This window comes from Vibrio sp. QJM3NY_15, from assembly GCF_057785995.1.
In genome coordinates this window covers 2,076,123-2,098,523 of record NZ_CM173517.1, presented here as the reverse complement: position 1 = coordinate 2,098,523, position 22,401 = coordinate 2,076,123, and the positions used below count along the sequence as shown (strand labels likewise).

Here is a 22,401-nt window from a genome sequence, read left to right as displayed (position 1 = left end):
GTGTATCCCTGTCAGTATCTAATAGTGGTTTTCAAGTTTTCATTATTGGCTACCTAATATAGGGAACTTTTAAAAGCAAATATCCAATCTTATTTGTACTACAAATGTGTCGGTTTGATTCATTTTTATAAATTATATCTAACGATTTTTTTGTTGTTCGCATTTGAGCTTTGATCGTGACGAATAATAATTTTTAACGAGCATTCTTTGGTTTTTAGAGACTTTGTTCATGTTTTTCGGGGTTTTGGTCGAAATTTAGTGCGGATGACTGCACTGACTTGAGGAATTGCGCTCCTAGGTGGTGCAACTTTGAACTCGATCACTTGTATGATTAATTGAGTGTCAGACTGTAAGATCACTGTCACGCATTTGGGTTATTGTAGTACAAATATGCTTGCCATCTATCTATAGTGACCTCAACAAAAAAACATAAATAAAAGGTCTAAAGATGGAACTCAATACCCTGATAGTTGGCATCTACTTCCTATTCTTAATTGCGATAGGGTGGATGTTCCGAACGTTTACAAGTACGACAAGTGATTACTTCCGTGGGGGAGGTAACATGTTGTGGTGGATGGTAGGTGCAACTGCATTTATGACCCAGTTCAGTGCGTGGACATTTACGGGTGCCGCAGGTAAAGCCTTTACCGATGGTTTTGCCGTAGCGATTATCTTCATCGCTAACGCATTCGGTTACTTAATGAACTACCTCTATTTTGCTCCGAAGTTCCGCCAACTGCGTGTTGTGACGGTAATTGAAGCGATTCGTATGCGTTTTGGTAAGGTGAATGAGCAAGTGTTTACTTGGTCGGGTATGCCAAACAGCGTTATTTCTGCGGGTATCTGGTTGAACGGCCTTGCGATCATCGCATCAGGGATCTTTGGTTTCGACATGACAACCACGATCATCCTAACAGGCCTTGTCGTACTGATAATGTCGGTAACGGGCGGCTCTTGGGCGGTAATCGCATCTGACTTTATGCAGATGGTTATCATCATGGCAGTAACGGTGACGTGTGCTGTGGTTGCGGTTTACCACGGTGGCGGTGTTACTCAAATCATTAGCGACTTCCCAACGGACTCGTTCATTACGGGTGACAACCTTAACTACCTAAGCATCTTTAGCATTTGGGCTGTGTTCATTTTCTTAAAGCAGTTCAGCATTACCAATAACATGTTGAACTCTTACCGCTACCTTGCTGCGAAAGATTCAAACAACGCACGTAAAGCAGCACTCCTTGCTTGTGTACTGATGACGCTTGGTCCAATCATTTGGTTCATGCCTTCTTGGTTCATGGCGGGTCAAGGTGTTGATTTAGCAGCAGCTTACCCAGAAGCAGGCAGTAAAGCCGCTGACTTCGCTTACCTTTACTTCGTTCAAGAGTACATGCCAGTTGGTATGGTTGGCCTTCTGATTGCCGCTATGTTTGCAGCAACGATGTCTTCAATGGATTCTGGTCTAAACCGTAACTCAGGCATCTTCGTTAAGAACTTCTACGAGCCGATTCTTCGCCCTAAAGCGACAGAGAAAGAGCTAATGGTTGTTTCTAAGCTAACGTCTACCTTCTTCGGTATCGCAATCATCTTGGTTGCTCTGTTCATCAACTCTCTTAAAGGTCTGAGCCTTTTCGACACCATGATGTATGTGGGCGCATTGATCGGCTTCCCAATGACGATTCCAGCATTCTGTGGCTTCTTCATCCGTAAAACACCGGATTGGGCAGGTTGGGGCACGCTAGTTGTAGGTGGTGTGGTTTCTTACTTCGTTGGTTTCGTTATCACTGCTGACATGATCCAAAACTGGTTCGGTCTAAATGAGCTAACGGGTCGTGAGTGGGCTGACCTGAAAGTGGCTATCGGCCTTATCGGTCACATCGTATTTACAGCTGGCTTCTTTGTTCTTTCAACACTGTTCTACAAACCATTACCGGAACACCGTGAGAAAGATGTCGACAAGTTCTTCAACAACCTAGCGACACCATTAGTTGCTGAAAGTAATGAACAGAAGAAACTGGATAACAAGCAACGTCGTATGTTGGGTTCACTTATCGCGGTAGCGGGTGTGGGCGTAATGACCATGTTTGTACTGCCAAACCCAATGTGGGGACGCATGGTATTCGTTCTGTGTGGCTTGATTGTGTTCTCTGTCGGTCTGTTACTTGTTAAAGCGGTCGATGACAAAGTCGAGCAACAAGACGAAGTGACTCCAGCCGAAGGCTAATTCAATACGCATCCAAAATAACATCACGACCACCTGAATGGGTGGTCGTCATTTTTATAATCCAATATTTAACGTGAGATGTACGATGAACAAAAAACTATTATCGGTAAGCATTATTAGCGCGTTCACGCTCGCTTTTGCAACAGGCTGTACAACACAAGAAAAAACAGCTTCAGTAGTCAGTATCGCTGAACAAGCTGCGCCTGCTATCAGCGAAATCGACCGTAGTTACCTATTGAGCAGTGACCGCCTAACTGAAGTTGATGGCGACACCTTAGACGTTGCATCAGAAGAGCAAGTGGCCGCGCTTAAAGCACAATTTGAAAACCTAAAAGATGGCGACGAAGTTGTTATCCCTAACGGTAAATACGCGAACTTAGGTCAAGTCACTATCACGGCGAGTGATATCACCATTAAGGCAGAGCAAGCAGGTTCTGCGTGGATCACTGGCTTGATTCAGTTCGAGCTAAAAGGCGATGACATCACGCTTGATGGCTTGGTATTTACCGAAGGTGGCCCTAACGAACGCTTTGGTGCAGTACGTATGATGGGTAATGGCAACACGCTGCAAAACTCAACGTTCTACTACTTCAACCACGATTACACGTACGAGCCAGACGAGCGTCGTTCTGAGTATCCAAAGTACCTTTGGGTTTCGCTATGGGGCAAAGACGGTAAAGTGATCAACAACCGTTTCGAAGGTAAGCAGAAGCGCGGCACTTTGATCGGTGTTCAAAAAGATGACACACCGGATAACCACCTGATCGCAAATAACATCTTCATGGACCAGAAACCGAACCAGTTTAATGAATTCGATATCAAAGAAGCGATTCGTTACAACGGCAACAGCTGGGAAGCGATTCGCATCGGCGATTCTAAATCTTCACAGTGGGATTCAAGCTCTAAGTTCGTAAACAACCTAATGATCGATATGGATGGCGAGCGCGAGCTTATCTCTATTAAGTCGGGTGACAACACGATTGCAGGTAACACCATCTTCCAAAGCGCGGCACTGATTTCACTGCGTCACGGTAAAGGCAATACGGTTGAGAACAACATGATTTTGGGTAACGAGAAACGCCTAACTGGCGGTATGCGTATCTACGATGAAGACCATGTGATTCGTAACAACTACATTGCGAATACTCGTGGTCGCGATGGTGTGATTGAAGGTAACGCTGACCTGCGTGGCGGTATCGTTATTAACACCGGCATTATCGATGTAGCGAATGGCGAGCAGTTAGATCAGTCAGTGAAGGGCAAAGAGCTGAATAAGCAATGGACGCCGAAAAACATCACGATTGAGAATAACTCTCTCGTTGATACTGAGTGGGGCATTGTATACGGCAACCAAAGCCACCGTGTAAGTCTATTCAACAACGCAGAAGTTGAAGGTATTTACGCAGGTGTGGATGTGGCGTTCAAACACAATGTGGTTGATAACTCACAATCACCTGAGTTTGTCAGTGTTCGCGCAACTCATGACTTCCCATTAGTCGGCACAACCTACACAGACGAAACTTACGTGGGTCAAGTGACGGATTCTGAACTGATCGAAAGCTACTCGGTTGAACTACCAAAAATGACGGTTGAGAACGGCATCAACGCTTACCAAGGCGAAGGTGCAGACGTGTCTAAACTTGCAGTTGTCACGGCTGAAACAGCGGGTCCAAATTATGTGCTTGAAAATACCAAGAAGTAATGTGGCATAAAGTCAGTTTTTAACTGGCAACGACAAAAACGAGCCCCAGATCGTGTCAGCGTTCTGGGGCTTTTTAGGTTCTAGATTCTAGGCTAAATATCTTAGCGGCTAGGTGGAAGCTCAAGCCTAGGATTTGTACTTATGCAGCAGATCCCAAGGGATATTGCATAAGTGGTGATCCTCAGGATATTGGCTTAGGTGATGCTGGTGGATCTCATCACTCGCGACATAGTGAGTTAACGGCAATATCTCGAGTGCGATTCGGTCTGCGTCCTCACGAGAGGCAATGTAGTTCGCAGCTTTTGATAAGTGCAGGGCGTTAGTGCTGTATACACCCGTGCGGTATTTCTCGCCCACATCAACCCCTTGTTTGTTTACGCTGTATGGGTCGATGATCTCAAACAGATGCTCCATCAAAACCGTGACTGACGTGATGCTCGGATCAAACTCAATCTGGACACACTCTGCGTAACCATCATAAGCGTTTTGGGTCTCATCACTTTGTGTTGTCTCGTTTTCTGTTGGCTGGGCGCTACCATTGGCACGACCGGCTTCTGTACTGATCACTCCGGGTACATATTTAATGAACTCTTGCACGCCCCACAAGCATCCGCCTGCTAAATAAATTTGTTCCATACTTCTTTTTGAGCTCTCTGTGTTTGTTGCTGGCGACTCATTGTGAATAGACCGCCGAGGTAACTATGGCTACATGCATATCAATAGCTTGGAGCAGGCTTAAATACGTGATAGAACCGTATATAAAACAGGCTCATAAAAACAAGCGCTTAAGCATTGTAAAACAGTGACACTGAACAAACGCGCCACTGAACAACTTAAGTAAAATGCGATGATGTGATTATATAAGTCATCGCGCCTTGTCACCAACCCGAATCTCAACATCAAGTGAGAGTTAGTCTAACCATGTTTGATCAAATAAAAGACTTCATCAATCCGAGCAAGAATCCCGATCTGACTCAGGCTCATGAATATCAGCGCACGCATCTTCCGACCTTGTGGTTGTTGGGTAAAACGGGCGCGGGCAAGTCATCGTTTATTCAAGCGGTCACGGGTGACTCTTCTGTTGAAGTCGGCAATGGATTTGCGCCATGTACCATGACGGCGATGTCGTATGAGTTTCCGCAAGACAAACCGGTGATGCGCTTTCTCGATACCCGAGGTTTGGGTGAAGCGAATTACGATGCGAAAGAAGACCTAGAAGAGATTGGTCAGGCAGGTAATGCGTTAGTCGTGGTGATGAAAGCCGATGAACCTGAACAATCCTCGGTACTTGCTGCTCTGAAACAGATTAAGAAGGAAAAGAAAATTAAGCACTTGCTGCTTGTTCATACGGCGGTGTTGTCTTCGAGTGAGACCGACCGAGCAAGACAGGTTCTGTTCAACATCAACCAAGTAGAAACGGTTTGGGGTAAGAGCTTTGAATCCGTCGCGGTGGATTTTGAAACGGATGATTTGAGCAATAACAGTGGCTCAATTTATAACTATGACGTTTTGTTAGAAAAGCTGACCAACATCCTTCCTGTTATCGGCATGATGGTGGTAGACAAAGAACATTCAACTCAAGAAGAAGCCAACTTTGATCAAGTAGAAAATGAAGTGCTTTGGTATGCAGGAAGCGCCGCGGCGAGCGACCTTATTCCGGGTGTTGGCTTGGTGTCTGTACCTGCGATCCAAGCGAAAATGCTCCATAGTTTAGCGAACCAATATGGTGTCGAATGGAACAAGAGAGTGTTTAGCGAGTTGATAGGCACTTTGGGAAGCAGCTTTGCGTTGCAATACGGTATGAAATTGGGCACTCGACAGCTGATAAAGCTGATTCCGGTTTATGGCCAAACGGTAGGCGCGGTGGCAGCAGCGGCAATGAGTTTCGGAACCTCTTATGGTTTAGGTCGCGCGGCGTGTTTTTACTTCTATCATAAGAACAAAGGCGAAGAAGTCTCTGAAAAAGAGATGCAAAAAATCTACAAAGAATCCCTGAAAAAAGGTAAGGCGGCGTCGGGCTATGAAGAAAATTAGAAACCTATTTCGATTATTGGCCGTTCTGTCTAGTGGACGTTGGGGCATTGCGCTGATTTCGGCGATCTTCCCAAGCATTATCATGATGGGTTTTGGTGTCTTCTTGGCGGTTAAATACGGCTATTTGTTGGAAATGTCGATTGCTATAGCGGTGAGTACCTTGGTGTTCACCATTCCTTTATTCATCTCTAGCCGCTCTTCTCGCGAGCCAACTTATAGCGATAAGTCTGCAAACCCAGCGAGCGAGGGTGAAACCGAATCTTCGCCTAAGACTGCTGACACTGATGGTGCGTTGGTCAATGATGCGATGGTCAAAGCGTCTGATGAATGGTCTCAAGCGGAGCTGTCGATTTGGAACGATTCGAAACACTATGTACGCCAACAATTAATGGTCGAGATAGAGTGGGGTAACCTCGACCAAACCGGTTTAGAGGTGCTTGAGTTTGTCGCCAAAAAGTTTGATAAGAAATCGCTCGATTTCTCCATCCCTGAAGGGCTCAAACTTTTTGAAGAAGTCAGCCGCCGCTACAAGTTGGTGGTGAAAGAACACATTCCGGGTATCGAATATCTCAAGGTTTCCTACATCAAAGCGGGCTACGAAGCCTATGACAAATACGGTGAGCTAGGGCAGAAGATCTTCAAGGCGGCTATCTGGGGCAACCACCTTAAAAACCTGTATTTGAATCCATTGAAGGTGATTTCCGATTTAGGTCGAGAGCAAGCGACATCTTCCATGACCAAAGGCGTGGTCGATGACATGCAATACGCCGCCAAACAGGCCTTACTCGATGAAGTAGCCGCGGTGGCGATTGATCTTTATAGCGGGCGATTCAGCATTGAAGATGAAGCATTAAAAGCATCTGATGTGTCTGAAGTCGACGAGAAACGTTTTGCACCAGAATTAGAGCCTGTGCGAATTGTGCTGGTGGGGCAAACAAGTTCAGGTAAATCCTCACTGATTAATGCGCTTAAGCAAGAGCTGGTTGCCGAGGTCGATGTTCTACCATCAACCGACACTTTAACCGTATACAACGCGTTTGTCGACGACAATGACGTTCGAGTGGTTGATCTGCAAGGGCTTGATGGTAATGCTAAAACCGAAGCGCAGATGCTTAAAGAGATGACTCAAGCCGATGTGGTGCTGTGGGTACTTAAAGCCAATCAGTCTGCACGTGATTTGGATAAGCAGTTGAAAGATCGATTTGATGCTTTCTATGACGATCCTAATAACATCTCGCGCAAGAAGCCGATTGTGGTGTCGGTTGTGAATCAAGTGGATAGGTTAAAGCCTGTAGATGAGTGGCAACCTCCGTATGACTTAGAGAACCCAAGATCGGCCAAAGCAAAGATCATTGCTCAAGCGCTCGAATATAATCAAACACTGTTACAGCCGGACATTGCTTTGCCGCTGGCGATTGCTCCAGAAAAGGCGGAATTTGGTTTAGATACTTTAAGGCAAGCGTTGCTCGAACGCATCGCTGACGCAAATAACGTTCAGAGAAATCGCCAACGTTTTGAAGCAATGAAAAGAGGGACGTCGGTTAAAGGACAGCTGAACAAAGCAGTAAAAGCTGGTAAAAAGGTTGCACCAAGTGCGCTGAAAGCCGCGACTCCAAAGTTAGCTGAAATGGCGATTAAACAAGTGGTTAAGAAGAAGTAACCTGATTTAATGGCAATAGCGATGGCAAAACAATAACAATAACAATAACAATAGTAATCAAGCTCTGATGAGGCTAAAGATGACGATGAGTTAACGGAACTCAGTGGTTATCAGAGCTTGTTTTAATCTACCATTACTTATTATTGAACACTTATTGCCGCAACTGTTTTTCATTACTGTTATTTAGGACTACCGTTATTTACCACTACAGTTATTTATCGATGTTTGTTTAACTCGCGAACTAGTTTAATAGTATATAAAATGATGGTATTCACAGTTTATATAACACGCTATGGTATTTAATTTTCATTCTAAATATTGATCACATTTATACTTTCTTTCGCTGTATTTATAAAACAATTGCACTATATTTAAATTTCGGATCACCTTGATTTCAACGTAGGGATATATTGTGAACATGTATCTGAAATGGCAATCAACAACATGGCTAACCTTGTTAGCTTGGTATACTTTAGATCACCAACTCTCGTTCCACCTTTCTTCAGAGTAGTACCCTCTAGGCGTCACGCGCCAGCAGAGCCCTTGAGCTTTGCCCAATCCTGTTAATTCTTTCTTTAAGATATGTCGTAGCTCATGTGGCCGTTATTTGTGTTGTTATGCATGTGGTTCTTTATCTCTTAGTCATTATTAACTGGATCCTAATCAATACGTCATTGATTAAATAATTTATTTATAGCTATTAATTTTAATCGTAATCATCACGATAGTGATTATGCGTGAAATTAAATTAATGGTGATGACTCGTGATATCTAAAAATAATGGATTTGGCTTTTTCGATTTAGGCTGAATTTATTGAAAGGTACTATTATGGAAAACTTCAAACATCTACCAGAACCGTTTCGTATTCGCGTTGTAGAGCCAGTAAAAAGAACAACTCGTGCTTATCGTGAGCAAGCCATTGTCGAAGCGGGCATGAACCCGTTTCTACTCGACAGTGATGATGTGTTCATCGATTTATTGACCGACAGCGGAACCGGTTCAATTACTCAACGTATGCAAGCCGCGATGTTGATGGGCGATGAAGCTTACAGCGGCAGTCGCAGTTACTATGCACTATCGAATGCGGTGAAAGATATCTTCGGCTACGAGTTGACGATTCCAACACACCAAGGGCGCGGTGCAGAGCAGATTTACATTCCTGTTCTGATTAAGAAGCGCGAAATGGAGAAAGGGCTCGACCGAAGCAAAATGGTCGCGCTGTCGAACTACTTCTTTGATACAACACAAGGTCACACCCAAGTGAATTGCTGTGTGGCGAAAAACGTTTATACCAAAGAAGCATTTGATACTTCAGTGAACGCTGATTTCAAAGGCAACTTCGATGTGGTGAAACTGGAAGAAGCTATCTTAGAAGCAGGCGCGGCTAATGTTCCTTATATTGTGAGCACCATTACCTGTAACTCGGCTGGTGGACAACCTGTCTCTATTGCCAACCTTAAAGCCGTGTATGAAATCGCACAGAAGTACGATATCCCAGTAATTATGGATTCTGCACGCTACGCTGAAAATGCTTACTTCATTCAGCAGCGTGAAGTCGGTTATCAAGATTGGACAATCGAACAGATCACTCGTGAGTCTTACAAATACGCGGATGGTTTGGCTATGTCGGCCAAGAAAGACGCGATGGTACAAATGGGTGGCTTGTTGTGCTTCAAAGATGACTCTTTCATGGATGTGTACACAGATTGTCGAACCCTGTGTGTCGTTCAAGAGGGTTTCCCAACTTATGGTGGGTTAGAAGGCGGCGCGATGGAGCGCCTTGCGGTTGGCCTTTATGACGGCATGCGTCAAGATTGGTTGGAATACCGCATTGGTCAGGTTCAATACCTTGTTGATGGCTTAGAAGCGATGGGCATCGTGTGTCAGCAAGCGGGTGGTCATGCCGCGTTTGTGGATGCGGGTAAACTGCTTCCTCATATTCCAGCAGGCCAATTCCCCGCACATGCGTTGGCGTGTGAACTGTACAAAGTGGCGGGCATTAGAGCGGTTGAGATTGGTTCTTTACTGCAAGGTCGTGATCCTGCAACGGGCGAGCAACATCCATGCCCTGCAGAATTATTGCGCTTAACCATTCCACGCGCGACTTACACACAAACCCACATGGATTTCATTATTGAAGCGTTCGAAAAGGTGAAAGAGAACGCAGGCAAAGTGAAAGGGCTCGACTTTACCTATGAACCGCCTGTGTTAAGACACTTTACGGCGCGTTTGAAAGAGGTAGAAATAAGCGAGAAACAAGCAGGAAAAAAGAATGAACAAACGCTCGAAGAAGCATTTTAAAATAAAAACATAAGCGAATAGTCACTAATCAAAAGGCTCCTTTAAGGAGCCTTTTTTCGATCATAAAGCCGTTATCGGTTGATCTACGCTTGCTTGTTTTTCAGAGCGGATTTCAGAATTTGTAATAGCCATTGATTCAAAGGCGCGTCTTTCTGTGAGCGACGACAGCTCATTACATAGCTGACATCGATAGTCAGTTTTTCTGGCAAATCAATACTTCGACATCCATCTGGTACGCTGCCACTGAGCGTAATCCCAAAATAGTCTGAATTGAGCATGATATCGTGAATCATCGCTGGGTGATCGATTTCTGCTCTAGGGTTTATTTCAAAGCCAATGTTTCTGAGACGCTCCAGAATTGGGTACTTATTGTCATTCCATCCAGGCGTTTTAAATAGAACCGTCGGATAGTTGGCGAGCGACTCAAAGTCTTTCGCTGGGTGATCGTCTCTTACAAAGAACACCACTTTTCCTTTTCCGAAATCCATTTGAGAAATCGACTGCGGTAAGGTTTCATCAAAGTAGTGCACCGCTATCGCCTCTTCGCCGTCTATGAGTTGGTTTCTAGCATTGCTTCCCCATCGCAGGAATGAGTAGTGAGCATTCGGGGCTTCTTTACTGAGAGCGAAGTAGAGTTTGGATCCAAAACGTTCCCAAAACAGCGTATTCGCGTAGATTTTGATATCGCCTTGGTAAGTTTCAGGGGAAAACTCTTGATGCTTTATCGCTTCTACACTACTCAGAATCTGCTCAAAATTAGCGATATTGGCTTCTACGAATGAAGTAGGTTCGAAACCTTGTTTGGTTTGAATGAACAAGGGATCGTCGAGCTGAACCTTTAACTTAGACAAGTTTTTACTGATTGCCCCTGCCGTTTTGCCCAATGACTCTGCGACCAAACCAACATGACGAAGTTCGTACATACGTTTGATGACCAAGATATTTTGGATATCTAAATTGAAGTCCACAAGCACTCCGAATTGAGTTGATAAGGATGAGCTCTCGCGTTAGTTACACGAAAGAAAAACATCTGACCTTAGTATCATAGTCTTGAGAGTCTCTAGTTAAGACAGAACAGCGTCAAAATGTGACTATTACATTGATTTAAAACTGTATTGATTGTGAGCGATTTCTATTTTGTAAATCTTGGTTTTCCTCGAGTGCACAACATCGGGTTGTTAAAGTTACCTCAACAAAGCAACACACTAACCAAACAACAAGAATTAAAACAATAAGAGGTGACGTATGAAAAAACTAATCGCATTAGGCTTGATGGCGCTTTCAATGAATACTGCATTTGCTGCCGATGGTACGTATACAGGTACTATCGACATGACAAGAAGCGAAGGTAATCAAGTAAAGGCTGAGCGTGTTGAATCTGACTTAACACTGGAAGGAAGAAATGAAGCGTCTAACGGCGGAATCCAATTCCAAAAGAACGTAGATCAAGATCAAGCGATCCAGCTTACAGGTCGTCGTGATTAACGTTAAAGATGTGCTTACCATTGTCATGAGAAATGCTGCGCCCTTGGGTGCGGCATTTTTCGTTTTGGGATTTGGAATATTTTATAAACTCTAGTGATCTAGCCTTGGCATGGTGTGTAACGTGTGGCATTTTGTGGTTCTATTAACGTTAACTCACGACTTGATGTGGGCTCGAATGACACACAAGCAAACGAAGACTCGAAAAGGACTAGGAATGACTCGAAAAGAAACGGGAATGATTCGTCATATTTTGCTGATTAAGTTTAAAGAAGAGGCTGAAGCTTCTGAAATAGAGAAGCTGAAAGGACTGTTTGAAGCGATGCCAAGTAAGGTTGAAGGCGTGACTTCAGTCGAGTGGGGGCTAAATGACAGCCCAGAAAACAAGAACCAAGGTTATACCCATTCCGTTTTAATGACGTTCGCAGATGAAGCGGGGCGTCAAAACTATCTTCCGCACCCAGAGCATGATGCGCTGAAAGATGTATTTCGTCCTTTGTTAGATGACATCATCGTGTTCGATTACTCCCTGTAATCAGCTTCTCAGTATGTCTCTTATGTTTTACTCACCTTCGATAATGAAGAGTTAGGGCTTATGTGACTAAGCCCTAATTAAATAAGAAACGATTTACTCTGTCGGTGAAATCGTAACAGGGGTGAACGAAGCTACCGCATTACCGCCAGCGCCTGGGCGATCAACATAAGGAGTGTTTTGCATTAAGGTGTAATACACGTCCACGAAGTCATCATCATTCACTAATACGCCATCAGGAATTACGTCGATAATCTTGCCTGTGATCTGAGGGATAATCGCATACCCCTGAACTTCTGGATCAGGAATCATCTTCAGTATCTCTTCAGCGGCTTGAACCAATAGTTTTGCTAACGCTTTATAGTCAGTACCATCGTCGTGCTCCATCAAGATCATATCGGCAGCGCCCCAGCGGTAACGAGGCCAGAAAATGACGGTTTGATTTGGGTAATAAGTTTGTTTGTCGTAATCCAGATAAGGCATCTCAACGAGGTCGATCTGTGGCTCTATACGGCTTGAATCAACCCCAGTGACAATAGCGTAGATTTCAGCTTTGCCAGAGATCCACGGTTCTCTATCAATGGCCAAACGAATCTTAGATAATTGGGTGGTGTTCAATTCTTCAGGTTCAGACATCGTCATTGAGCGAGTCGCTTTGCCTAAGAATGTTTGTTTCTGAATTTTGGGGGTATTGGCGTCAGTTTTGCTATCGCTATTGATTTGCGTGGTGGTGCCTAGTTTCTGCATCTCGCTCTGCATTGCCATTAGGCCTGCTTTGAGTTCTTCTGCGCCGTTACTATCAATGACAAATACGGGAACGTCTGGCGTTTGGTACACGTCTAGTTCGTGAACCTGCCCATACACATCATAGGCTTCAATGTATTGCCAATTTGAATCATCGCCTGATGGTTCGAAGGCAAACAGCGGGCTCTCACCGTTCTTCCAAGCTTCAATCATCGCTTCATCGGCCATGCGAATCTCTAGCAAAGAGTCACTGAAGTCGTTGACCCCTTTCATCTTACGGTAGCTAAGGTCGGCTTTCTGCATCTTGCTTGAAAACGCGGAGTAGGGCTTGGCTGAGTTAAGCTTGTCTATCGGTGTAGACAGTTGCTTTTCTGTTATCTGGTCTTTTAAAGAAAGCTCAAGATCGGAGTAGCGGGCACTGATCTGCAACGCCAGAGATTGCTTTTGCACTGCGCTACTTTCTGCAATACCTAATGAATCTGTTGTCTCAATATTTTGTGCATAAGACTGGAAGCCAACCACTGTCGTTGCAAGTACCATACTGATAGAAAAAGATGGTCTCATAAATAATCCTTATTTTAGTTTTTATCATTAATAGAGCATTTGCCCTACAGGATAAAACCTATCAGCAACGTGAATGTGTTCAAAACTTAGTCAGTCATTTTTATCTCGTTGTACAGCACAGGATCTCAATTTAAATAATTTATAAAATATTAAGTTGGCACTGGCTTGATATATGCAAATTTATAAACCAATCAATAAGGGGTTCTGCAATATAATTAACTCCTTTGTATTTGTTATGAGTACATTCGGTGTTTACTCCACAACATCGTATCTGTAGGCAAAAAGAAAGCCTGCTCATGATGGGCAGGCTTGATCGATTCGCGGTTATTAATACTTAGAATTTCAAATTGCGCGTTTAATGGCTATTCCGCTGTATTCGTTTATTGGCCATATGGAACTTCAATGGTTCTGCTGGTTCGGTGCCCTAGGTGAGAAACACTACGAACCAAAACGCTGGACTCTACTGAAGGTTTACTTGCATTGAGGTAGACGTGCCAAGATTGACCGTTGTCAGTTGAATATTCTAAAGATAAGCCCGGAAACTGAGAGTTCATATGCAGTTTACCTTGGAGGATCTTCCCTCCCGGAACGGGCAAGCGGTATGTGATGTCTCTCATTTCCGTTTTTGCCAATTCACGTTGACCAAGAATACTGGCAAACCGGCTCCAATCGTCGGTCAAGATGTTCATGTTAGTACGTTCTGTGGTGGATGAGTACTCGACATCGGCTTGATACTCTAATTCCCATTCCGCCTTGTTCCACGCTCGTTCAGCGACTGCCATTAGGCGAGGGAAGGCCATGTATTCATACTGAGCGTCAGTTCTGATGGTTTCAGACCACAGAGCGGCTGAGAGGCCGTAAACAGGTTGGTTCGGCGTGAGCGTTCCTTTAGCGGTATAAGAATCTCCATTTCTATCTTTCGCTAGTTCTGCATTTTGCGGCAGGTTCTCTGGGGTGTATGAGAACATCTTGCGAGTGTCAGAGGCTCGTGTTGCCCAATAGTAGCCGCGTTCATGTTCATCAACCTCGTAAGGCATGTCTAGATAGATATGATCAGGGTTAGACAACACGACTTGATAACCATCGTTCACGAGTTGGCTCGACGCGTCGCTTGCTCCCCAGAAAACCGTGTCCCATAAGTTGACACGTGTGTTGTCGGTGGCAAGAGCGTCTGAATTCTCAACGTACTTTAGCCCGTCTTGCCATGCTTGGAAGGTCGATACGTTCTGCTCTTTTAATAGCTTTGAAACCTCGATGGCAAAGTAGCTCAGCAGTGCGTCTTGGTTTTCTATTTCACCAGATTCGATCTTGGCTAAGCACTGAGGCGATTTCTCATAAGGTTTGTGTTCTTTGGACAGATCAATTTGTCCTTTGCCCACTTGAGGCACATCGTTTATGTCTTGGAAGCCATGGCCAAGCTTGATGTTCTTGGCTTCGTCTCCTCCGAAATGCCACTGGGTTAACGGCATGCCGGCTTCTTCGTGCATGCTCTTAACTTCAGTGATGACCTTGTTTACGAACTGTGTTGAAGACTCAAGACACGGGTTGATAAAGCTTTGACGATTATAGAACTGAACGGTGGTCACGTTGGATTCGTCTTGTGGATCGAGAAGGCGATACTGCTCCGCTTTTTCAACGTCACCTAAATTCATGTATTTTTGGTAGCGAGCTTCCATCGACATTACGGCGGCCCTCGCGTGCGCTGGCATATCAAATTCAGGAATCACTTCGATTTTGTGTGCTTTGGCATACAGCAAAATGTCGATGTAATCTTGGCGAGAAAAATACCCTGAACCAAAGTTATCGCTGCTAGCCCCTGAACCGAGTTGCGGCATCAAACATTTCTGTTCATCTTCATTGAAACAACGTTGGCTGCCGACCTCCGTCAGTTCAGGTAGCCCCGGAATTTCTAGTCTCCAACCTTCATCTTCACCCATATGAAGGTGCAGTTTGTTCATCTTAAAGGCGGCCATTTGTTCAATGGTTTTGAATATCGTGTCTTTAGAGTGGAAGTTACGGCCGACATCCACCATGAAACCTCGATATTCAAACCTTGGTGCATCGACCACCTTCATGGTTGGAATGGTGTAACGAGAGAAAGGGTCGTAGACATTGAGGAGCGACTGCATCGCATAGAACACGCCAATCTCGTCGATAGCAACAATGTTAATGCTGTCTGAGTTGATCTCTAGCTGGTAGCTCTCTTTATCCTTAATCAGTTCGGCATTTTGATATTGAACATTGATGTTAATACCACTTTCCAGATTGCTAATCCCCATCATGTCAGCTTGGTTAATCACGGCTTGCTTAGTTGAATCTGATACCGGCAGTGAATCTAGGTTGAGACCTTGGATAATGGGTAAGTAGCTGCCAGTGAACTCTACGTGTTTCGGTGTTGGTAGAATCTCGCCCGTCGCTTCTCTAAATATCATGTCCTGATTATTCTCAAAGCGGCTTTCTGCGGTTGATCTTGGGTTGTTGTCGTCGACAGAGAATCGAACTTGAGATTGGTCCAAACCTTTAACGAACATAGTGAGATCTTCCGTATCTGTAGATGCGATGTTTTTTGCTTCTGCGCCTTTAGCAAACACAAAGGCGCGCGGCATAAAGTCGGTGTAAGAGACTTGCCAGGCTTCGGATATGATCGGAATAGTATGGGTCTTGTTCTTTTGGAAGCCAGTGAAGTGATCACTCGGTTCGATCTTATGCAGATCTCCGGTTATGTGCGTGACCTTAAATTCTTTGTTACGGTTCTCTAAGACTGGGCGAATACTATGGAAATAGATCGACCAATCTTCGATGTTTACTTGAGACCCATCATTGGTCAGAACGATGTTGACCAAGTTGCAAGATGCGTAATCCGCTTTGAGCTCTGCACAAGCAATACCATTTTCGTTGCCGTAGTTTGTAACGATTTCAAACGACATGTCTAAGTTGTCGGCGAGCATGTCGACTTTAGTTTGTGTGGTGTTTTGAGAAGGCGAACCACACCCTGATAGAGTGGCGAAACAGCAAATGGCAAGCAGTGATTTTTTTAACATGGTTATTCCAATGGGAAGAAAATTTCGGCCGTATTATGCAAGGGTGGTTGGCTTTCGTTAATGCGCTGTAGCCTATACAAGATATAGGGTTTATTTATAACACGTCGTTCTTAATGCTTGATGTTGATGCTCATGAGCGGGACGTTGACTACGAGATAATGAGGGTGTTGTACGCCAGTAACAGTTATAGGAATCACCTATATCGACTATAGCGAGCTCGATATTTCGGAGCGGGTGGTTTTAGGTATAATTCGTCTCCCTTAATCAATAACACAACTTAAACGATCCACTGCGCACACCACGTTACTCTTAACAGCAATAATCTCCGTACTCGACCAACGTTAAGCAAGTTCCTTCACGTTGAACTGCTTCAAGTGAAAGACCTCCCATACGACACAATTGAGGTTTTTGGGCTTCTACCGCATTAGGAATACTAAATATGACGAATTTTAATGGCGCCTCACGCTTATCGAAGGTGTTGGTTTTTATTTCTATTATTTCCAAATCAGCTTTTGGTTTCGAAGTGTCTGACAACGCCCATAAATCCTATATCGGTGACTTCGATGCGCTGCAGAAAAAAGGCGTTGTTCGTGTTTTAGTCTCTGGTGATGTTGGCTTTTATCATATTGAAAATGGCAAGCCGAAAGGGATTCTCGCGGAACAAATTCATTACTTTCAACAGGCGTTGAAGGTTCGTGATCCTTTGCTGCGTGTTCAGGTTATTCCGGTTGAACGAAGTGAACTGCTGAGTGCGTTAAATCAAGGCCGAGGCGATATTGCGGTGGCGAACTTAACCGTCACAAAAGAGCGAGAGCAATTGGTCGATTTCAGCATCCCCATTCGTAGCGACATTGATGAACTGTTGGTGACGAACCATTCTACTCCGTTGATTACCGACATCACTCAGCTACAAGGTAAGGAAGTTTGGCTAAAACAGAACTCCAGCTATATCAGCAGTGTGCATACCGTGAATAAGCAGCTAGAACAGAACGGTATGGTGCCGATCTACATCCATTTATTAAACAACAATATCCAAGATCTGGAACTGTTGGATTTGATTAAGCGTGGAAAAATCACAGCAACGATTGTCGATAGTCATAAGTTGGAGTTGTGGGGAAACCTAGAACAAGATATCCGAATTCATAGGGATCTCGCCTTTAGGCACAATGCGGATATTGCTTGGGCTATACGTAAAAATAACCCACAGTTGAAAGCTCAAATCGATCAGTATTTACAAGATTCAAAGCAGGGTACGTTGCTTGGTAATGTCATCGACAATCGTTATCTCGAAAGCATTTCATGGATGAATAGAGCATCGAACGCTCTGCAAAATGAAGAGCGAGAGAAGCTCGAAGAACTGTTTGTCGCGTACGGTGAAAAGTATGAAATCAATTGGCTCATATTGTTAGCGATGGCTTTCCAAGAGTCCGGTTTAGATAACACAAAAATATCGCATCGTGGTGCAGTCGGTATAATGCAGGTGATGCCAAAAACAGCACGTGATTGGTACGTCGATATTGATGACGTCTACGACTTAGAAAGCAATATTCACGCTGGCAGTAAGTATCTACGTTTCATCTACGATCGATATTTTGATCTTCCAGAGTTGTCCGATATCGATAAGATTCATTTCAGCTTAGCCGCTTATAACGCAGGCCCAGCTAAAATAAGACGAATGAGAGTATTGGCAGCCAAGCAGGGTTTTAATCCAAATAAGTGGTTTAACCATGTTGAGGTTATTGCGAGAAAAAACATTAGCCAAGAGCCAGTAAAATACGTCGCAAACATTAATCGATATTTCACTATTTACCAGCGACTCGATGAATTCCAAGACATCCGAGAAGAGCAACTAAGTAACATGACTCGTCAGTTGAATGTGAAACGTTTTTCTCCTTACTTTGCTTATTAGTTGTGGCTATTCGTCATAAGCCATAAAGCAAAAACTATAAACAAAAAAAGAGAGGTTAGCGACTAGGCTAACCTCTCTTTTTATAGGTACTGACTAACTGACTTGATGGGGGTGTATCAGTTAATTCTACGCTACTTACGATTGCTTAGCGGCTGCCATGTACATTTGCATTTCTTCTAAGCTTGTTTTGGCAATCACTTGGTTATCGAGAGAGTAGTGCACTTCATCACCAAAGCGTTGGCCTGTCAGTGTCGCGCGAGTACCGTCGTTGTAAGTTAACTCGATTATGATTTCATCTTGGTTGATTACTTTCATTTCACTGTGATCAATCACATGCTTTGCCAGCGGGTCGATTGGCGCTTCTGTTAGGCTGTCATCAAGTTGGTCGTTAACATCAATGTAGGTATCAATTTTGCTATCAAAGATGTGTGGTTTCTTATTGATTGGGTTTTTACCCGTCCAAAATTCCAGCGAGTTAAACACGATGTAATCGGCAGCAACGGTAATTCCGTAAGCAGGAGCAAGCAGCATGTTTAAGCCACCACGAGCGTAACGGTTATCAACGGCTTTAACGTTAAACTCCATTAGTTTACCCGTTACTGCGTTGCTACCTACGCAGCCAAATAAAGTTACTAGGCTTGCTGAGATTATTATCGGTTTTACAAATCGGTTCATCATTCTCTATTTCTATAAGTGTATGTTTAGGAACCGGTAATTATGGCAAACTCAAGCTGTTTCTAATATAAAGCCACACCTATACTAGATATCAGGAAAAGCTATATCTATATTAAAAACATGACCTTATCTATTTTTGGAATTCAATTGCTCATATCCTACCGTACTAGTGCATGTTATTTTTAATTAGTGTTTTAACAATGCTCTGTCATAACCCTAACCAAAATATAGAATTAAAAAACGATAATGTGGAGTCATTTAAACGGTATTATTTATGATCGTTTATTAAATTTAATGATTGCCTGAAGAGCTCGAATGAAACGATTTAACCTGAACCTCATATATTACTTTATCGCTATATATGAAGAGGGAAACCTAACGTACGCAGCAGAAAGGCTCAACATATCTCAACCTAGCCTCAGTGCGCATCTTAAGCAGCTTCGAGATGAGTATCGAGACTTACTCTTCGTTAGAAAATCATACACACTTGAGCCGACTCCGGTCGCTAACGATCTGTACCCTATATTTAAGCAAGCGTATAAGCTCGTTTCGCATTCCTTACCTGAAACTCACGACTTTGATCCGCAAGAGTGCAGTTACACGTTCAGAATCGCAGCGATGAGTATTTCAAGCAGCGCTATCTTGCCTAAGATTTTGGATAAAATTCAAAAAGAAGCGCCTAACTGCATTATCGAAGTGGTCAATATCAAAGAAGATATGGTCACAGATATTCGAGAGAAAAAGATCGACTTGGTTGTTGATCTCACCAACGCTCATCCAACATTGCAGAGCCAAGAAATTTGGAGTGATGAGTTGTGTGCGGTGTGTAGCCAAAACCACGCACAGATAGAAGAACAGCTGACTTTAGAAAGGTATCTGTCTGAAAAGCACGTGATGCTGACTCATGATAATTATAGAGTGCATCAATTAACCGAGTTCCACAGCCCTATCTTTTCTGAACGAAAGGTGGCGAGAAAGCTTAACTCCATCGCTGATTTCTCTGACACGATTTATAACAGTGATTGGATCGCGACTTTCCCTAAGTCCATCGCGAATGCTTACTTTGATAAAAGCAAAATCAAGATGTTAGACCTGCCATTTGAATACAAAACCCCATCATTGAGCGTGTATTGGCACAGCAACCGCAACGACGACATCGTGAATTTATGGTTAAGGGAACTCTTTACCAGCGAAGTTTTAAGCTTGAGCTCTGAAATATAAAAAACGCCTACTCATGTGAGTAGGCGTTTTAGTTTGTATTATCGACAGAGGCTCGCGCTAACTCAATCCAAACGCAATGTTAGGCCTGAGTAGTTTGAGTATCCGCGCAGTAACACATGATAAGTCACGCCCGGTTGCGCGCTCACACTGCACTGCTCATTGTTTCCAGCACGATAAGGGCGACAGTCGTAACTCGATGTCGTTGGCCTGCTTCCCGATTTCACGTAAAGGTCGGCATCACCTGAACCGCCAGACATTGAAACCGTCACGCTTGATGCAGAATCAACGGTGAACGTGTAGAAGCTCTCTGATGATTGATTCCCGCTTAGGTTCGCAATCGGTGTGCCTTTCGTTAATACATTGCCAGTTGGAGGCGTGACACCACAGCTTGCATTCACGCCGACGGTATTAAAAGCATCTTCAACATCGGCAACCACATAGCCCATGTCTGTTGCGGCTTTCGCTACGCCACAAGCACCAGCATCAAAGGTACTGTTTGCCGTCCAATACAGTTGGTTTGCGACTGTGAATATTTCAAAGCCCTTACGTACATTCCAACCCGATTTGTTCGCTAAAAGGTAAAAGGCGCGGTTATAAACACCGCTAGATAAGTGAACGTTCAAACCGTCGTAATATTGAGAGGCATGATCAATCGAGCGGCCATCTTTTGAAGGTTGATCAAAGTAACGCAAACCACCTTCCGATTTGAAGATATCGCTACCAACCACCCAATCCACATTACCACGCAAGTAGTATTCAGCCGCTTCGCCTGCAATGTCTGAGAAGGCTTCATTCATACCACCCGACATATTTCGGTACACCAGACCGGAGTTTTGCTCTGTGAAGCCGTGGCTGACTTCGTGAGCACTCACGTTGATATCGACCAATGGGTAAAAGGTATTTTTGCCATCTCCAAAAGTCATGGATGTACCATTCCAGAAGGCATTTTCATAATCGGTGCTGTAATGAACTCGCATCGTCAGCTGGAAAGTTAAAGGAGATGTGTTCATCCATTCTTTGTACATATCGAACACGACATTACCAAAGTAGTGCGCATCGTTAAGAGGCGAGTATGCCCCGTTGATGTATTTATGATCGGTGTAGTTGGTTCCGTCGGCACAGTTGTAACTGTAGGCAGCGCTGCCAGAGGTTCCATGATTCAAGTTGACCGTCTTAACCGAATCGTTCTCTAACTTACACGTCGTGCCTGTTTTGTCGATGGGAAAGCTAGGGAAGTCACTGCCATATTCATATCGAGTGGTTTTGATATTACCACCTGGGCCAGTACCTAATGCTTTAGCGTGGTTTAGCCCATTCCATTTTTGGAGAACATCGCCAGTCGTGGCATCAATAAAATAGAAAGGGCGCTCTGGCATAGAGGACGCGATAAAGAAATCGACCAGATACACCACTTGGGCGACTTGGTTCTCATCCAATCTCACCATCAGTTTCGCGTTTTTATTTTCAATCGACTTTTTGCCGACAGTAAACGTGCGATGAGCGGACAGTGCGGCTTCAATCGCTTGCTCCTGATTCAGCTTTGGTGCAATGCTGGATAGGTCTCCACTGATCCCTTGTGCCATGGAACCGAACACTTGAGTGGGTTGGTTCTTGGAAAGGGTGGCCACGACCGAAGTATCAAAGACGGGTAAACCTAAGTGAGTTTGTTGGTAACGGACTTTCGTTTTTCCATTGGGTAATACCACCCGTTTAACTTCAGAAAAACCTAATTCAAGTGGAGCAACACTCTTCGACTGAGCGACGAGGCTTTGTTGTAGTAATGCATCATTATCGACTCTGACCATTTCTGCAGCGTGTGCATTAAAGCCAAAAGATGTACCTAGAATAGCTGCTATTTTCCAGCTTAGTTGACGTTGTTGGTTCATTTTTCATTCCTGATTTTAATATAAACTCCTTCTTCCCAACGGCTTTATAGGAAGTCTATATGCAACACGATAATGCCATGTGTTGCGAATCAAGATTGGAAGAGCATTTGGATTTATGACAAGTTTATCAGGGAGATTGAATTTTATGGTATGTAATTCAAAGTTTACAAAATCTCTTATTGATCAAATTGTTTTTATAAAACCTAAGTTTGTTATTTATCGTAAACGTATGATAGGGCGTGAGTTATTAAAATCTGATTTGTTTTAATTTATAGAGTAACTTTACCTAAGCTGACTTCGATATTTTTCGGTTTTTAACTTAATTACAAATGAGTAAATAACCGAGTTTTTGGAAGTTGAATATTGTCCTTATTATCAATAGTAAACTTGTTTTAACAATACTATCCAGAGAAGTTATCAAGCTTTCT

General features: G+C 43.8%; 15 protein-coding genes. 9 read left to right on the top strand and 6 right to left on the bottom strand.

From position 1 onward, the window contains the following. The first annotated feature begins 448 nt into the window (after positions 1 to 448). On the top strand, positions 449 to 2,221 hold the full coding sequence (locus tag AC3CKG_RS09505) for a sodium:solute symporter family transporter (RefSeq protein WP_065104081.1): 1,773 nt from the start codon (positions 449 to 451) through the stop codon (positions 2,219 to 2,221). Between the two features lie 85 nt (positions 2,222 to 2,306). Beyond that, positions 2,307 to 3,923, top strand: a complete 1,617-nt coding sequence (locus AC3CKG_RS09500; protein ID WP_488528254.1) for a polysaccharide lyase 6 family protein — start codon at positions 2,307 to 2,309, stop codon at positions 3,921 to 3,923. 126 nt (positions 3,924 to 4,049) lie between these two features. On the opposite strand, the gene AC3CKG_RS09495 is transcribed toward AC3CKG_RS09500, so the two are convergent. Then, entirely contained in the window at positions 4,050 to 4,559 is a 510-nt protein-coding gene (locus tag AC3CKG_RS09495) for a peptide-methionine (S)-S-oxide reductase (protein WP_102543502.1), read from the bottom strand. 285 nt (positions 4,560 to 4,844) lie between these two features. Here AC3CKG_RS09495 and AC3CKG_RS09490 point away from each other — a divergent pair, with 285 nt between their 5' ends. The 3 genes from AC3CKG_RS09490 (at position 4,845) to tnaA (ending at position 9,919) form a co-directional block, all read left to right on the top strand. After that, a complete protein-coding gene (locus AC3CKG_RS09490; RefSeq protein WP_488528253.1) occupies positions 4,845 to 5,957 on the top strand; it encodes a YcjF family protein in 1,113 nt (370 codons plus the stop codon). Next, entirely contained in the window at positions 5,944 to 7,617 is a 1,674-nt protein-coding gene (locus tag AC3CKG_RS09485; protein ID WP_488528252.1) for a GTPase family protein, read from the top strand. The genes AC3CKG_RS09490 and AC3CKG_RS09485 overlap by 14 nt, the downstream gene beginning before the upstream one ends. A gap of 829 nt (positions 7,618 to 8,446) precedes the next feature. Continuing rightward, a complete protein-coding gene (gene tnaA / locus AC3CKG_RS09480; protein WP_488528251.1) occupies positions 8,447 to 9,919 on the top strand; it encodes a tryptophanase in 1,473 nt (490 codons plus the stop codon). 83 nt (positions 9,920 to 10,002) lie between these two features. Here tnaA and AC3CKG_RS09475 read toward each other — a convergent pair whose 3' ends face one another. Continuing rightward, positions 10,003 to 10,887, bottom strand: a complete 885-nt coding sequence (locus AC3CKG_RS09475) for a LysR substrate-binding domain-containing protein (protein ID WP_488528250.1) — start codon at positions 10,885 to 10,887, stop codon at positions 10,003 to 10,005. Positions 10,888 to 11,164: 277 nt separating this feature from the next. Here AC3CKG_RS09475 and AC3CKG_RS09470 point away from each other — a divergent pair, with 277 nt between their 5' ends. Both AC3CKG_RS09470 and AC3CKG_RS09465 read left to right on the top strand, forming a co-directional pair. Then, positions 11,165 to 11,404, top strand: coding sequence for a VPA0252 family protein (locus AC3CKG_RS09470; RefSeq protein WP_065111198.1), 240 nt, complete (start codon positions 11,165 to 11,167; stop codon positions 11,402 to 11,404). A 214-nt stretch (positions 11,405 to 11,618) separates the two neighbouring features. After that, entirely contained in the window at positions 11,619 to 11,936 is a 318-nt protein-coding gene (locus tag AC3CKG_RS09465; RefSeq protein ID WP_372138325.1) for a Dabb family protein, read from the top strand. A 93-nt stretch (positions 11,937 to 12,029) separates the two neighbouring features. On the opposite strand, the gene AC3CKG_RS09460 is transcribed toward AC3CKG_RS09465, so the two are convergent. Both AC3CKG_RS09460 and AC3CKG_RS09455 read right to left on the bottom strand, forming a co-directional pair. After that, positions 12,030 to 13,241, bottom strand: a complete 1,212-nt coding sequence (locus tag AC3CKG_RS09460) for a DUF3103 domain-containing protein (protein WP_488528249.1) — start codon at positions 13,239 to 13,241, stop codon at positions 12,030 to 12,032. A 380-nt stretch (positions 13,242 to 13,621) separates the two neighbouring features. Then, entirely contained in the window at positions 13,622 to 16,282 is a 2,661-nt protein-coding gene (locus AC3CKG_RS09455) for a beta-N-acetylhexosaminidase (RefSeq protein ID WP_488528248.1), read from the bottom strand. 439 nt (positions 16,283 to 16,721) lie between these two features. On the opposite strand from AC3CKG_RS09455, the gene AC3CKG_RS09450 reads away from it, so the two are divergent. Further along, positions 16,722 to 18,191, top strand: a complete 1,470-nt coding sequence (locus tag AC3CKG_RS09450) for an MltF family protein (protein ID WP_488528247.1) — start codon at positions 16,722 to 16,724, stop codon at positions 18,189 to 18,191. Positions 18,192 to 18,326: 135 nt separating this feature from the next. Here AC3CKG_RS09450 and AC3CKG_RS09445 read toward each other — a convergent pair whose 3' ends face one another. Continuing rightward, positions 18,327 to 18,869 (bottom strand): DUF3332 family protein, encoded by a 543-nt coding sequence (locus AC3CKG_RS09445; RefSeq protein WP_488528246.1) that lies wholly within the window; start codon positions 18,867 to 18,869, stop codon positions 18,327 to 18,329. 312 nt (positions 18,870 to 19,181) lie between these two features. On the opposite strand from AC3CKG_RS09445, the gene AC3CKG_RS09440 reads away from it, so the two are divergent. Continuing rightward, positions 19,182 to 20,087, top strand: a complete 906-nt coding sequence (locus tag AC3CKG_RS09440) for a LysR family transcriptional regulator (RefSeq protein ID WP_065104069.1) — start codon at positions 19,182 to 19,184, stop codon at positions 20,085 to 20,087. Between the two features lie 62 nt (positions 20,088 to 20,149). Here AC3CKG_RS09440 and AC3CKG_RS09435 read toward each other — a convergent pair whose 3' ends face one another. Then, positions 20,150 to 21,973, bottom strand: a complete 1,824-nt coding sequence (locus tag AC3CKG_RS09435; RefSeq protein WP_488528245.1) for a M4 family metallopeptidase — start codon at positions 21,971 to 21,973, stop codon at positions 20,150 to 20,152. Positions 21,974 to 22,401 lie beyond the last annotated feature (428 nt).

Coding starts and splice junctions, on each gene's coding strand:
- AC3CKG_RS09505 (WP_065104081.1), top strand. CDS start 449: ATGGAACTCAATACCCTGATAGTTGGCATCTACTTCCTATTCTTAATT.
- AC3CKG_RS09500 (WP_488528254.1), top strand. CDS start 2,307: ATGAACAAAAAACTATTATCGGTAAGCATTATTAGCGCGTTCACGCTC.
- AC3CKG_RS09495 (WP_102543502.1), bottom strand. CDS start 4,559: ATGGAACAAATTTATTTAGCAGGCGGATGCTTGTGGGGCGTGCAAGAG.
- AC3CKG_RS09490 (WP_488528253.1), top strand. CDS start 4,845: ATGTTTGATCAAATAAAAGACTTCATCAATCCGAGCAAGAATCCCGAT.
- AC3CKG_RS09485 (WP_488528252.1), top strand. CDS start 5,944: ATGAAGAAAATTAGAAACCTATTTCGATTATTGGCCGTTCTGTCTAGT.
- tnaA (WP_488528251.1), top strand. CDS start 8,447: ATGGAAAACTTCAAACATCTACCAGAACCGTTTCGTATTCGCGTTGTA.
- AC3CKG_RS09470 (WP_065111198.1), top strand. CDS start 11,165: ATGAAAAAACTAATCGCATTAGGCTTGATGGCGCTTTCAATGAATACT.
- AC3CKG_RS09465 (WP_372138325.1), top strand. CDS start 11,619: ATGACTCGAAAAGAAACGGGAATGATTCGTCATATTTTGCTGATTAAG.
- AC3CKG_RS09460 (WP_488528249.1), bottom strand. CDS start 13,241: ATGAGACCATCTTTTTCTATCAGTATGGTACTTGCAACGACAGTGGTT.
- AC3CKG_RS09455 (WP_488528248.1), bottom strand. CDS start 16,282: ATGTTAAAAAAATCACTGCTTGCCATTTGCTGTTTCGCCACTCTATCA.
- AC3CKG_RS09450 (WP_488528247.1), top strand. CDS start 16,722: ATGACGAATTTTAATGGCGCCTCACGCTTATCGAAGGTGTTGGTTTTT.
- AC3CKG_RS09445 (WP_488528246.1), bottom strand. CDS start 18,869: ATGATGAACCGATTTGTAAAACCGATAATAATCTCAGCAAGCCTAGTA.
- AC3CKG_RS09440 (WP_065104069.1), top strand. CDS start 19,182: ATGAAACGATTTAACCTGAACCTCATATATTACTTTATCGCTATATAT.
- AC3CKG_RS09435 (WP_488528245.1), bottom strand. CDS start 21,973: ATGAACCAACAACGTCAACTAAGCTGGAAAATAGCAGCTATTCTAGGT.